9 protein-coding genes are annotated in these 14,039 nt (G+C 61.0%); 7 read left to right on the top strand and 2 right to left on the bottom strand.

The window, feature by feature from the left end:
- Positions 1-31: 31 nt before the first annotated feature.
- Positions 32-3,706, top strand: coding sequence for a vitamin B12-dependent ribonucleotide reductase (locus AAFO90_RS13150; RefSeq protein ID WP_274828037.1), 3,675 nt, complete (start codon positions 32-34; stop codon positions 3,704-3,706).
- A 218-nt stretch (positions 3,707-3,924) separates the two neighbouring features.
- Entirely contained in the window at positions 3,925-4,668 is a 744-nt protein-coding gene (locus AAFO90_RS13145) for a glycosyltransferase (protein ID WP_347509681.1), read from the top strand.
- Between the two features lie 73 nt (positions 4,669-4,741).
- Here the strand turns inward: AAFO90_RS13145 and AAFO90_RS13140 are convergent, their stop codons facing one another.
- Positions 4,742-6,292: a trimethylamine methyltransferase family protein gene (locus AAFO90_RS13140; RefSeq protein WP_347509680.1), complete on the bottom strand. Its 1,551-nt coding sequence runs from the start codon at positions 6,290-6,292 to the stop codon at positions 4,742-4,744.
- Positions 6,293-6,783: 491 nt separating this feature from the next.
- On the opposite strand from AAFO90_RS13140, the gene AAFO90_RS13135 reads away from it, so the two are divergent.
- The 5 genes from AAFO90_RS13135 (at position 6,784) to AAFO90_RS13115 (ending at position 12,521) form a co-directional block, all read left to right on the top strand.
- Positions 6,784-7,332 (top strand): hypothetical protein, encoded by a 549-nt coding sequence (locus AAFO90_RS13135; protein ID WP_347509679.1) that lies wholly within the window; start codon positions 6,784-6,786, stop codon positions 7,330-7,332.
- 277 nt (positions 7,333-7,609) lie between these two features.
- Entirely contained in the window at positions 7,610-9,055 is a 1,446-nt protein-coding gene (cysS, locus tag AAFO90_RS13130) for a cysteine--tRNA ligase (RefSeq protein ID WP_347509678.1), read from the top strand.
- 109 nt (positions 9,056-9,164) lie between these two features.
- Complete coding sequence (gene cimA, locus AAFO90_RS13125) at positions 9,165-10,787, top strand: citramalate synthase (RefSeq protein ID WP_347509677.1); 1,623 nt, start codon at positions 9,165-9,167, stop codon at positions 10,785-10,787.
- Entirely contained in the window at positions 10,787-11,755 is a 969-nt protein-coding gene (locus AAFO90_RS13120) for an alpha/beta fold hydrolase (RefSeq protein ID WP_347509676.1), read from the top strand. The genes cimA and AAFO90_RS13120 overlap by 1 nt, the downstream gene beginning before the upstream one ends.
- On the top strand, positions 11,745-12,521 hold the full coding sequence (locus tag AAFO90_RS13115) for a squalene/phytoene synthase family protein (RefSeq protein WP_347509675.1): 777 nt from the start codon (positions 11,745-11,747) through the stop codon (positions 12,519-12,521). The genes AAFO90_RS13120 and AAFO90_RS13115 overlap by 11 nt, the downstream gene beginning before the upstream one ends.
- A gap of 91 nt (positions 12,522-12,612) precedes the next feature.
- Here the strand turns inward: AAFO90_RS13115 and AAFO90_RS13110 are convergent, their stop codons facing one another.
- Complete coding sequence (locus AAFO90_RS13110) at positions 12,613-13,833, bottom strand: MFS transporter (RefSeq protein ID WP_274828046.1); 1,221 nt, start codon at positions 13,831-13,833, stop codon at positions 12,613-12,615.
- Positions 13,834-14,039: the final 206 nt, after the last annotated feature.

Raw genomic sequence — 14,039 nt, 5'->3', positions numbered from 1 at the left:
ACGGGACAGAGCTAATGCGAAGGGGCAGAGCATGAAGATCGAACGGAAGTACACCAAATCTGGTCAGGACGCATATGCGGACCTCGATTTCATCTCGGCTACATCCGAAATTCGAAATCCTGACGGGACCATTGTATTCCGACTCGAAAACATCGAAGTTCCGGCTGAATGGAGCCAGGTTGCCAGCGATGTCATCGCCCAGAAATACTTTCGCAAAGCCGGTGTTCCGTCCCGCCTGAAGAAAGTCCGCGAAAAGGGCGTGCCAGAATTCCTGTGGCGGTCGGTCCCCGATGGAGATGATGTTGAATTTGTTGGCGAAACCTCTTCCAAACAGGTCTTTGACCGTCTTGCCGGTGGCTGGGCATACTGGGGCTGGAAAGGCGGCTATTTCTCGACCGAGGAAGACGCCCGCGCCTATTACGACGAAATGCGCTATATGCTGGCGTCGCAGCGCGCGGCGCCGAATTCGCCGCAGTGGTTCAACACCGGGCTTCACTGGGCTTATGGCATCGACGGCCCGGCACAGGGCCACCACTATGTCGATTACAAGACCGGCAAGCTGACCAAATCCGACAGCGCCTATGAACATCCGCAGCCGCACGCCTGTTTCATCCAGTCCGTGTCCGACGATCTGGTAAATGACGGCGGCATCATGGATCTTTGGGTGCGCGAGGCGCGCCTGTTCAAATACGGCTCCGGCACTGGCACCAACTTCAGCCACCTGCGCGGCGAGGGCGAGCCTCTGTCCGGTGGTGGCAAATCTTCGGGCCTGATGGGCTTCCTCAAGATCGGCGACCGGGCAGCCGGCGCGATCAAATCCGGTGGCACTACGCGCCGCGCGGCCAAGATGGTCATCGTCGATGCGGATCACCCAGATATCGAGGATTTCATTCAGTGGAAGGTGATCGAAGAGCAGAAAGTTGCCTCGATCGTTGCTGGCTCGAAGATGCACGAGCAGATGCTGAACGGCATCTTTGCGGCGATCCGCGAATGGGACGGTCTGGAGGCAGACGCCTATGAGCCGAGCAAGAACGAGGGGCTGAAGAAAGCCATCCGCGAAGCGAAAAAGGTCGCGATCCCGGAGACTTATATCAAACGGGTTCTGGATTACGCCAAGCAGGGACACACCTCGATCGAATTCCCGACCTATGATACCGATTGGGATAGCGATGCCTATTCCTCGGTTTCGGGTCAAAACTCCAACAACTCGATCCGCGTCACCAATGCGTTCCTGCACGCGGTTGAGAAAGACGCCGATTGGGAGCTGATCAACCGTACCGATGGCCGCGTCGCCAAGACCGTCAAGGCGCGTGATCTGTGGGAGAAGGTCGGCCACGCCGCATGGGCCTGTGCCGATCCGGGTATCCAGTTCCATGACACAGTGAATGACTGGCACACATGCCCCGAAGACGGCGAGATCCGCGGATCGAACCCGTGCTCGGAGTATATGTTCCTGGATGACACCGCCTGTAACCTGGCCTCGCTGAACCTCCTGACCTTTCTCAAGGACGGTGAGTTCCAGGCCGAGGACTACATGCATGCCTGCCGCCTGTGGACCCTGACGCTGGAAATCAGCGTGATGATGGCGCAGTTCCCGTCCAAGGAAATTGCGCAGCGGTCTTATGACTTCCGCACGCTGGGTCTGGGATATGCCAATATCGGCGGTCTCTTGATGAACATGGGCTATGGCTATGACAGCGACGAAGGCCGCGCGCTCTGCGGCACGCTCACTGCCATCATGACCGGCGTCGCCTATGCCACTTCGGCCGAAATCTCCTCCGAGCTGGGCCCGTTCCCCGGTTTTGAAAAGAACCGCGACCACATGCTGCGGGTGATGCGCAACCACCGCACCGCCGCCCAGGGGAAGACAACCGGCTATGAAGGGCTGGCGGTGCCGCCGGTGCCGCTCGATCTGAAGAATTGCCCCGATGCGCGCCTGACCGATCTGGCCGCGGGCGCCTGGGATGAGGCGCTGGAACTGGGCGAGAAGCACGGCTATCGCAACGCGCAGGCCACCGTGATTGCCCCGACCGGCACCATCGGCCTTGTGATGGATTGCGACACCACCGGAATCGAGCCCGACTTTGCCCTAGTGAAGTTCAAGAAACTGGCCGGTGGCGGCTATTTCAAGATTATCAACCGCTCGGTGCCTGCCGCGCTGGAAGGGCTCGGGTATACCTCGGCCCAGATCGAAGAAATCGTTGCTTATGCCGTCGGCCACGGCACCATCGGCAATGCGCCGGGGATCAACCATACCTCGCTGGCCGGTCACGGCTTTGGCCCCAACGAGCTGGCCAAGATCGACGCCGCGCTGGAAAGCGCCTTTGATGTGCGTTTCGTGTTCAACCAATGGACCCTTGGCGAAGAGTTCTGCACCGGTGTTCTGGGCATCCCGGCGACCAAGCTGAACGACCCGACCTTTGATCTGCTGCGTCATCTGGGCTTTACCAAGGCCGATATCGAGGCAACCAACGATCACGTCTGCGGGACCATGACCTTGGAGAACGCGCCGCACCTGAAGGAAGAGCACTATCACATCTTCGATTGCGCCAACCCCTGCGGCAAGAAGGGCAAGCGATACCTGAGCGTTGACAGCCACATCCGCATGATGGCGGCGGCGCAAAGCTTTATCTCGGGCGCGATCTCCAAGACGATCAACATGCCCAACGATGCCACCATCGAAGACTGCCAGAAGGCCTATGAGCTAAGCTGGTCCTTGGGCGTCAAAGCAAACGCGCTCTATCGTGACGGGTCCAAGCTGAGCCAGCCGCTGGCGGCTGCGCTGGTCGAGGATGACGATGAGGCGGCCGAGATCCTGGAAAGCGGTAGCCAGCAGGAAAAGGCCGTCACCCTGGCCGAGAAGATCGTCGAAAAAGTGGTCATCAAGGAAGTGGTGAAATCGCACCGCACCAAGATGCCCCAGCGCCGCAAAGGCTATACCCAGAAGGCGGTTGTCGGCGGGCACAAGGTCTACCTGCGCACCGGCGAGTATGAAGACGGCAACCTTGGCGAGATCTTCATCGACATGCACAAGGAAGGCGCTGGCTTCCGGGCGATGATGAACAATTTTGCCATCGCCGTCTCTGTTGGCCTGCAATACGGCGTGCCGCTGGAAGAGTTCGTCGATGCCTTCACCTTCACCAAGTTCGAACCGGCGGGCATGGTGCAGGGCAACGACAGCATCAAGAACGCAACCTCGATCCTCGACTATGTTTTCCGCGAACTGGCGGTTAGCTACCTGGATCGCACCGACCTCGCGCATGTGAAACCCGAAGGCCCCGCATTCGATGATATCGGTCGCGGTGAGGAAGAGGGCGTCTCCAACGTCACCGAGCTGAGCGAAAGCGCCGCAACCCGCTCGCTGGAGGTGCTGAAACAGATCTCCTCGACCGGGTACTTGCGCAAGCGTCTGCCGCAGGAACTTGTGGTGCTGAACGGCGGGCAGACCGTGCTGGACGGGATCGCGCCGCTTGGCACCGGTGCTGACCCGGTGACGGCGCTGCAAACACTGGTGCCGGAGGTGACTGAAAGCGCAACGGTGACGGAAACGGCTTCGGTTACGGTGACCGGCATGGACGCCCGCACCAAGGCCAAGATGCAGGGCTACGAGGGCGAGGCCTGCGGCGAATGCGGCAACTACACGCTGGTGCGCAACGGCACCTGCATGAAATGCAACACCTGCGGCGCCACTTCGGGCTGCAGCTGAGACCAGATCGGGGGCGAGTGCGCTCGCCCTGGACGCCAAGAAGGCCCAGGCAAAAAAACGCGGGCGGTACACTAATGAGCCTGATTGGCGAAACTCGCCCCCTCCGTATCGGAGGGGGCTTTTTCCTGTGAGGTATCCGTTTCCCGTTCTGCCGCTTGGCCTTGGCGCGGCTCTTTGCTAGGCCAAGAGTGCAGTCCACCAAGCCCCGGAGAAACGCCATGCCTGCCATAAGTATCTGCATTCCGGCCTATGGCATGGGGGGCAAGGGTGCAGAGTATCTGGCTCAGTCGCTGGAGATCCTGACAAGGCAAAGCTTTCGCGATTTCGAGGTTGTCGTTTCGGACCAATCCGATGACACGGCGGTGGCCGATGTCTGCGCCGCTTTCTCGGATCGTCTGACCATACGCCACATCTGGAACCACGATGCACCACGGCAGGCATCGGCCAATGTGAACAATGCCCTGGATCACGCATCCGGTGATATCGTCAAAGTGCTTTTTCAGGACGATTTCCTGAATGGAAGCCGTGCCTTGGGTGATATTGTTGAAGCGATGGATGGGGGGGGCGACTGGCTGTTGTGTGGCTCGGGTATCAGCCGCAATGGCGGGTCGGTTGAACGCCCCATGGTGCCGCGACTGACTGAGAAGCTGCAGTTTGGCAAAAACACCGTCTCAAGCCCGTCGGTGCTGGCAATGCGGCGCAGCCGTATGCAGCGGTTTGATGAAAACCTGATCTGGCTGATGGATGTAGACCTCTACAAACGGCTGTGGGATGCGCTTGGCGATCCGGTGATCCTGCCGCAGACTCTGGTGGTGAACCGGATACATGAGGGGCAGGTCAGCGCCAGCGTCTCAAAATCGCTGCGCCAGAAAGAACTGCGTTATGTCCGCCAGAAATTCGCGGCCTCCACATCCTTTTCAGGTTTTCTTGAATACCTGCGGCAAAGGATCAAGGCTCTTTAGTAAGCCCTTGAATTGAATAAGACGAGCCGCTTTAGTCGTCCCGTCTTCTGCCTTGCGTCCAAGGGGCGCTGTGTCAACTGGGTAAATGGATGGGGAACCGCTCCCTTATGACCCGGTCCAGATCCGGGGGAAGGCGCGCCGGGCTTCGGCGTGACAGGATCGCCTCCTTCCGCTCCCGTGCCTTGTGCAACAGATCCGGCTTCCCCTTTTCCTCCCACTCCTTGGGGGAGGTGCGATCCCCAAGGGTTGGATAGACATGGTCGGCCTGCATCCGTGACAGGGTTTGCGCCGTTCCAAGATAGTGACCACTGCCACCAAGGCAAACCTCGGCGATTTGATCCAGCGCCAGGGTTTCATCTGTCACCTCGATCCCCCGCACGCAGCGCAGCGCCTGACCGATCAGATCATCGCCAAGGATCAGAGATTCGTGGCAGAACCCCAGGAGCGACGCGTGCATTCCGGCGGCCTCATAGACCATGTTGAGGCCGGAAAGGCCGGCCATGACGTTGGAGCACATCTGCTCCCATCCCGCCTGCATGTCCGGTAGTTTGGAATCCGCAATCCCCGCCGCCGCGCCGCCGGGCAGCCCGTAGAACCGGTGCATCTGCGCACAGCCCGCCGTCAGCAACGCCTGTTCACCCGATCCGCCGGTCATAGCGCCGCTGCGCAGGTCGAGCCCGAATGGCCAGGTGCCAAAAATCGCAGGATGTCCGGGGCTTACGGCGTTGACGTAAACAAGTCCTGCCAGACATTCTGCCACTGCCTGCACGATGGCACCAGCCACGGTTGATGGCGCTGTGGCTCCGGCCATACCGGCGGACAGCAGCAGGACAGGAACGCCATGGCGAATGCATTCCTCCATCACCAGACAGCTTTCAGTGGCGAATTTCATCGGCGGCACCACAAAGCAGTTGGAATTGGAGACAAAGGGGCGTTCGCGCCATTTCTCCTCGCCACCTGCGATCATGTGCAGCATCTCCACGGCGGGCGCGACAAAGCTCGCGTCGGTGAATGAGGTGCCAATGTGTTTGAAGGTCCCCGAACAGCAGGCGTAGATGGTGTTTAGGTCAAGTTCGCGGCTGTCGGTGATGTCCCGGGCCACCATGGGGCGCTGTACGAAATGGATATTGTCTAGCGCGTCGCAGATCCGGGCGGCGTCATGCAGGTCCTGCAAGGTGGAGTCGCGATAGGCGCGGCCGTCGACGTCAACCATATGTACCGCTGCGCCCGCCGTTCCGTAGTGCACCCGGGTGCCGGAGAGGTCTAGGTCGGTCTGTCCGTCGCGGCTGAACAGGGTGACGGATCGGTTGGCGCGGGCCAGGGTATCTTCGACCAAGGCGCGGGGAAAGCGCAGGCGCCCGTCGCTGCCCAGCGTGCAGCCCGCAGCGGTCAGGTAATTAATTCCACTTTGTGGGGCGTCGGCAAGGCCGATCCGCTCCAGCGCGTCTAGCGCTGCGTGGTGGATTTTCTCCACATCGGCCTGTGACAGGGGCGAATAGGCGCCGCCGGACATGCCAGGGCGGATGGGGCGGAGGGCGCGGTCCAGCGGCGCGGCGCGCGCGGCGCGGCGGGCCGCTCGCCCACCGCTGCGTAAATTGGTGCGGATTGTTGGATCAGAAGTCATGGAAAATCCCGTAAATAGAAAGGGTTACCTTCTTTTATTAAGCGGATAACCCGATCTTGGCCGACCGCGCGCGGCAAGACCCCGTGCGGCGCCGATGGTGCGCCAGACCAGACTGACCAAGCATTGCTCCTCCTGCATCCGTGCGCCCTCCTTTCGCGGTTTCAGGATGGCAGCGCGACAAGGCAAAACTATCGTGTTTGCGACCGATGTGAAAAAAACGTCATCTATTTCACGAGCGCGCTCCGGCGATGGAGGTTTGCGCGGGGACGCCGCGCAAGGGCTGGGGAATGTTCTGGAAATTTTACGGTGGGAAAGTGGCGTGTTTTCAAGGTTTTATAATGAAGTGGTGATTTTGCGAGGGAATGGCCACAGCACACGCGATACGGGAACCAAGTGTTAAGAGATTTTTGACAAGCTGGATCACGGGGATGCCGCGCCATAACTGGCGTAAAATACCGTACCGATACGGGTGCGAAAACAGGACCGAAACAATGTCAGGGGTTTTCCAGCTTCATCATCTCAGCACCAATGTCATCGGGGCGATGACCGGGCTTGCGCTGGCCATTCCCGCAGCGGCGGGGGACTGGTCCACCTCCTTTGTGGCACGTTCTCTGGGGCAGGCGGGATTCGGCGGTAATGGTGCATATGTCGCTCGGTCGGGGCTGCAGTCAAACGGGGCTGCCACGCTGCAGGCTGGGTTCGATCATGACTATGGTGAGCTTGTCCTCGGTGGCACGGTCCGTCAGGGCGGCGGTCTGGATATTACTGGTCTTGGCAGGCAGTCGGACAGTCAGCAGCTGCATCTGCGGGCCGGATACGATTTTGGCGATGCCCTTGGCTATGTCACGCTGGGCGAGGTTCAGCACGGTGCGTCCTCTGGTCTGGCGCCGAGCCAGGTCTTTGGTCTCGGGTTGCGGGTCTCGGTGAACCGGGTGCTGCAGATGACCGGCGAATTTCTGCACCATGATGTCGACTCGGCAAATGCGCTTGCGGGCCAGGACGGCGATATCCTGTCAGTGCGGGCTGCGTTCCGGTTCTGAAGGCGGCGGCGTGTCTGCGGAGGGTCGGCAAGAGCGTGGGCAGAAAGAGCTAGCATAGCATTGCGAAATGCTTGGCGGCGGAGCCGGAGCGTGCTAACAGCCATCCCATGACCCGAACCGCCGCGCCTATCTCCATTAGCTGCTGCATTACCTGCTGAATTTCACAGCGGGCTGGTTTCTGTCGTTCCCTTCCAACTGACAACTTGCTAAGCCCGCGCTGCGCCCCCGTGCGCCTGGCCTTGAGCCCTGCACGCCCGTGCCCGTCAAAGGAGCTGTCATGACGACGACCGATACAGTGACCCAACCGGTGATCAAACTGCACAACACGAAGACCCGCAAGAAAGAGGTCTTCACTCCGATCGATCCGGAAAACGTGCGGATGTATGTCTGTGGTCCCACGGTCTATGATCGGGCGCATCTGGGCAACGCACGGCCTGTCGTGGTGTTCGACGTGCTCTATCGGCTGCTGCGGCACGTGTATGGCGCGGATCACGTGACCTATGCCCGCAATTTCACCGACGTGGATGACAAGATCAACGCGCGCGCTGCCGAAAGCGGTCGTGCGATCGGAGAGATCACCGCCGAGACGACCCAGTGGTTTCTGGATGACATGGGGGCCCTTGGCGCGCTGGAGCCGAACCACATGCCGCGCGCGACCCAGTTTATCCCGCAGATGGTCGCGATGATCGAGGATCTGATCGCCAAGGGCCACGCCTATGCCGCCGAGGGGCATGTTCTCTTTGCCGTCGATAGCTGGCGCGAGGGATACGGCAAACTCTCGGGCCGATCCGTCGACGACATGATCGCGGGCGCACGGGTGGAGGTCGCGCCCTACAAGAAGAACCCGATGGATTTCGTGCTGTGGAAACCGTCGAGCGATGATCTGCCCGGCTGGGAGAGCCCCTGGGGACGCGGGCGCCCCGGCTGGCATATCGAATGCTCGGCTATGGCTGAAGATCTTTTGTGGAAACGGCCCCTTGAAGAGGGGAAGTTGTCAGAAAACGCATTGAAGTTCCCACATGTGATCGACATTCACGGCGGCGGCAACGATCTGATGTTCCCGCATCATGAGAACGAGATCGCACAAAGCTGCTGTGCGCATGGCAATGAAGTTTTTGCGCACTACTGGCTGCACAATGAGATGCTGCAGGTCGAAGGCAAGAAGATGTCGAAATCGCTCGGCAACTTCTTCACCGTGCATGATCTGCTGGACCAGGGCATTCCGGGTGAGGTGATCCGGTTTGTCTTCCTGTCGACCCACTATCGCAAACCGATGGACTGGACCGAGAAGAAGGCAAAGGAAGCTGAGAAGACCTTGCGCAATTGGTACGCTCAGGCGGCAGAGGCCCTTCCCGGCATGCAGCCGGAACCGCATGTCGTTGAGCTCCTCGCGGATGATATCAACACCCATGGCGTTCTGGCGGAGTGCCACCAATATTCACAGGCCGGAGATGTGGCTGCGCTACGCTCTAGCATGGAACTGCTTGGATTGCTGGGCGATGATGTTCCGGACTGGGTGAAGGCACCTGACGTGGATCTGTCTGCGCATGAGACGCGGTTGTTCGAGGCCCGTCAAACTGCCATGGAAAGCAAGGACTTCTCTGAAGTGGATCGTCTGAAAACGGCCTATACGGGCGCAGGTCTGGAAGTCCGGATGAGCAAGACAGGCGTCGAACTGGTACCGGGGCCGGGGTTTGATCCGGCCAAGCTGGACGAGATCTGATCCGACCCGCCCGGAGCATGTCTCCGGGCAGCGCCCGACCCGCCCCATGGGCGGGCGCTATACGCCCACCCCGGGCCGGGCGCCGCCCGGTGAACACAACGAGGCAGGAATGAGCAAAGAACGTCTCTACCTTTACGACACCACGCTGCGCGACGGGCAGCAGACGCAGGGCGTGCAGTTCTCGACTGCCGAAAAACAACAGATCGCTAAGGCGCTGGATGATCTGGGGATCGATTACATCGAGGGCGGCTGGCCCGGCGCCAATCCGACCGACAGTGCCTTTTTCGAGGTGGCGCCGAAAACCCGCGCGCGACTGGCGGCCTTTGGAATGACGAAACGGGCAGGGCGCTCGGCTGCCAATGACGATGTTCTGGCGGCAGTGATGAACGCGGGAACCGATACGGTCTGCCTGGTGGGCAAATCGCATGACTACCACGTGACGGCCGCGCTTGGCATCACGCTGGAGGAGAACCTTGAGAATATCGGCGCCTCGGTGGCGCATATCGTGGCCGAGGGACGCGAGGCGCTGTTTGACGCCGAACATTTCTTTGATGGCTACAAGGATAATGCGGAGTATGCGCTGGCCGCCTGCCGTGCCGCCCTGGATGCGGGGGCGCGCTGGGTGGTTTTGTGCGACACTAACGGCGGTACCATGCCCGCCGAGGTCTATCGCATCGTGACCGAGGTGATCGCGGCAGGCATTCCCGGGGAGCGCCTTGGCATCCATACGCACAACGACACGGAAAACGCGGTGGCCTGTTCGCTGGCGGCCGTGGATGCGGGCGTGCGGCAGGTGCAGGGCACGCTTAACGGGCTGGGCGAACGCTGTGGCAATGCCAATCTGACGACGCTGATCCCCTCGCTGCTGCTGAAGGAACCCTATGCCAGCCAGTTCGAGACTGGCGTCTCATTGGAGGCGCTGACCGGTCTCACACAGCAAAGCCGGATGCTGGATGATATCCTCAACCGGGTGCCGATGAAGCAGGCGCCCTATGTTGGGGCCTCGGCCTTTGCGCATAAAGCGGGTCTGCACGCCAGCGCGATCCTGAAGGATCCGTCGACCTATGAACATATCCAGCCTGAACTGGTGGGCAACGCGCGCATCATTCCCATGTCCAATCAGGCCGGCCAGTCGAACCTGCGCAAGCGGCTGACCGACGCCGGGCTGAACGTGGAAAAGGGCGATCCGGCGCTGGCGCGGATCCTTGACCGGATCAAGGCGCGCGAGGATGAAGGATACTCCTACGATACGGCGCAGGCCTCGTTCGAGCTGCTGGCGCGCGAGGAGCTGGGGCAACTGCCGACGTTTTTTGAGGTGAAGCGCTACAAGGTCACGGTTGAGCGGCGCAAGAACAAGTACAACAAGATGGTGAGCCTCTCCGAGGCGGTCGTTGTCGTGAAGGTGGATGGCGAAAAACGCCTGTCGGTCAGCGAATCCATGGATGAAACCGGCAGCGACCGCGGCCCGGTGAACGCGCTGGCGAAGGCGCTGGCCAAGGATCTGGGGCGTTACTCCGAGGTGATCGACGATATGCGTCTGGTGGACTTCAAGGTGCGCATCACTCAGGGCGGCACCGAAGCGGTGACGCGTGTGGTCATCGACAGCGCCGACAATCAGGGCCGCCGCTGGTCCACGGTGGGCGTTAGCCCGAACATCATCGACGCCTCTTTCGAGGCGCTTCTGGATGCGATCCGCTGGAAGCTGATACGCGACTGCGCACCGGAAGCATGATGGAAGCGCTGATCCGGACGGCGGCTATCGGTCTGGCCATCACGGCGGTGCTGCCCTTTGCTTTGATCCTGTCGCAAAGGCCTGCAGATATGCTGCCTGCGGCGCCGGAAAAGGGGCTGGATTTCTCTGCGGTCTCTGCGGGGCCGGACATGCCAGAGCCGGAGACCGTTCCGATGCGGGATGGCTATCCGCTGCAGGTGCGCAGCTTCGACAACGGCGCGGGGCCGCTGGTGGTCATGGTGCATGGTTCCGGCTGGAATGGGCTGCAATATGCCACGCTTGCACCGCAGATCGCAGGACATGTTCTGGTGCCGGATCTGCGCGGGCACGGAGCCGCCCCCGGGCGGCGCGGCGATGTGGAGTATATTGGCCAGCTGGAGGATGACCTTGCGGACCTGATCGCAGCCCGCGTGCAACCGCGGCAGAAAGTTGTTCTGCTCGGGCATTCCTCGGGCGGCGGGCTGGTGGTGCGCTTTGCCGGGGGGCAACATGGGGGCATGCTGGACCGCGCCGTTCTTCTGGCGCCGTTCCTGAAGTATGACGCCCCAACAACCCGCAAGAATTCGGGCGGATGGGCGCAGCCGCTGACGCGCCGGATCATCGGGCTTTCGATTCTGAATGCCTTGGGGATCACGTGGTTCAATCACCTGACCGTGATCCAGTTCGCCATGCCGAAACAGGTTCTGGACGGACCGCTGGGGCATCTGGCGACGACGGAATATTCCTATCGGCTCAACACCTCATACGCACCGCGAAGCGACTATCTGGCGGACATTAGGGCTCTTCCGGAATTCTTTGTAATGGCAGGGGAAAAAGACGAAGCCTTTGTCGCGGAGGGCTATGAGCCACTGATGGCGCCAGTGACGCACCGGGGGAGCTATCGCATCATTCCGGGTGTCAGCCACCTTGGCATCGTCGATGCGCCGGAAACTGCAATGGCCGTGAAGGAGTTCCTAAATGGAATTTGACGACGATCTGAAAGGCTGCGCTGAGTTGGTCCGGCAGGGCGATCCGGACCGCTTCATGGCGACCATGGCGGCGCCCGTTGCAGCGCGTCCGCTTCTGTTCGCGCTCTATGCCTTCAATCTTGAACTCTCCCGCGCGCCCTGGGCCAGCCAGGAAAGCATGATCGCAGAGATGCGGGTGCAATGGTGGCGCGATGTCGGCGCCGAAATCGCAGAGGCGAAGCAGGTACGCCGTCACTATGTGGCGACCCCGCTTGGGCGGCTGCTGCGCCCCGAACTTGCGAAAGAGATTGATCCCATGGCCGAGGCGCGGCGCTGGGACATCTACCGCGATCCTTTTGAGGATGAAGCGGCGTTTGATACCTATATCGATGCCACCTCGGGTAGCCTTTTATGGATGGCAGCAGCTTCGCTGGGCGAGGCGGAAGAAGAAACCGTGCGCGCCTTTGGACGTGGCATGGGCATTGCCAACTGGCTGCGCGCAATCCCGGAGCTGGAAAAACAAAAACGCGTGCCCTTGCTCGATGGCACCACCAAGGGTGTGCAGCAGCTGGCGGAAAAGGGATACCAATATCTGGCGCAAGCGCGGGGTGCGCGCGGCAGCGTGTCGACAGCAGCGGCCCCGGCGATGCTGGCGGGCTGGCAGGCGCAGAGTATCCTGAAACAGGCGATCGGGGAGCCCGAACGGGTTGCGGCAGGCGCGCTTGGCACCAGCGAATTCCGCCGCCGCGGCGGGCTGATGATGCGGGCCGCACTGGGGCGCTGGTAGACAGGCGCGTTTGAGCCCGTGGGTCTCTGCAAGCGAACACAAAAAAGCCGCCCCACGGGGCGGCTTTTTGAATTTTAGCTGAACGAAACTGTCAGACCCGCTTGGGCCGCAGGGCGAGCCAGACCAGCGCGCCGCCGGCCAGCACCAGGAAGGGCGCCATCGCCATGTTGACCGCGCTCCAGCCATCCACCGGCGAGCCGCCCGAACAGTTCATCAGACCGCCCGAGGCGAGCGAGGCCATGGTGACACCGCCAAAGACCAGAAGGTCGTTCAGACCCTGCATCCGGCCACGTTCGTGCGGCTCATGCGCGCCCGCCAGCATGGTGGTCGCGCCGATAAAGCCGAAGTTCCAGCCAACACCAAGCAGGACAAGCGCGATAAAGAAGTTTCCGAGGTCGACGCCTTGCAGCGCCACGGCGCCCGCGCCGGCCAGAATGACCAGACCCGCGGCAACGATCTTCTCCACGCCGAAACGCGCGATCAGGTGACCGGTAAAGAAGGAGGGCACATACATCGCCAGCACGTGAGAGGTCACCACATCGGCGGCGTTGCCTTCGGTATAGCCGCAGCCGACCACGGCCAGCGGGGTCGAGGTCATCACGAGGTTCATCAGCGCGTAGGAAACCATTGCACAGATCACCGCCACCGCGATCACCGGGGTTTTCAGCAGCTCGATACGGCTGCGGCCCTTGGGGGCGTCATGGCTGGGGACCGGTGGTTTCGGGATGTTCAGGAACAGAAACAGCGCCGCACCCACAACGTTGACCGCGATCACCGCCATATAGGTTCCGAAGAAGGGGATGACAAAGGCCTGGCTGGTCGCCTTGACCAGCTGTGGGCCGATGATGGCCGACAAAAGCCCGCCCGCCATCACATAGGAAATCGCCTTGGGACGGAACTCTTCGGACGCGGTATCGGCGGCGGCAAAGCGGTAGAAACCATGCGCGCTCATGTAGACGCCGGTCAGAAGGCTGCCGAGCAGGAACACAGGGAATGAGCCGAGATAGAGACCATAGGCGCCAACGATGCCGCCGAGCGCTCCGAACAGCGCTCCGGTAAAGAAGCCCGCGCGGCGGCCCCAGCGCTGCATGATCGCCGAAATCGGCGTTGCTGCCATCATCGACCCGGCGACGATCAGTGAGATCGGCAAGGTGGCGAAACAAGGGTTGGAGGCCAGCGACTGCCCCGCGAGGCCGCCAATGGTAAAGATCATCGGCATCTGAGCGCCGAGGAAGGCCTGCGCCATCACGAGAATGGCAACATTCTTCTTGGCGACTCTGTCGTCGGTGGGGGTGGTCATGGTCTGTGTCATGTGGGATGCGTAACCCTGAATGTGAGCGGGAACAAGACGCCAGGCGCGCCTCATCGGGCGTCCGTCGGAAGTTTTGTGAAAATTAGGGTCTGTGGACATTCAGGATTCCCAAGCTGGCTGAAATCTGATTCAAGCTTCCAAAATGGAGGTTTGAATGAACGAAGAGCGGTTTGTGTTGACAGATGAGGTCTGGGTCCGCCTTGCGC

This window comes from Phaeobacter sp. CAU 1743 (assembly GCF_039839315.1).
In the GTDB taxonomy this organism is placed as follows: Bacteria; Pseudomonadota; Alphaproteobacteria; order Rhodobacterales; family Rhodobacteraceae; genus Phycobacter; species Phycobacter gallaeciensis_A.
This window is presented reverse-complemented; position numbering and strand designations above follow the sequence as displayed.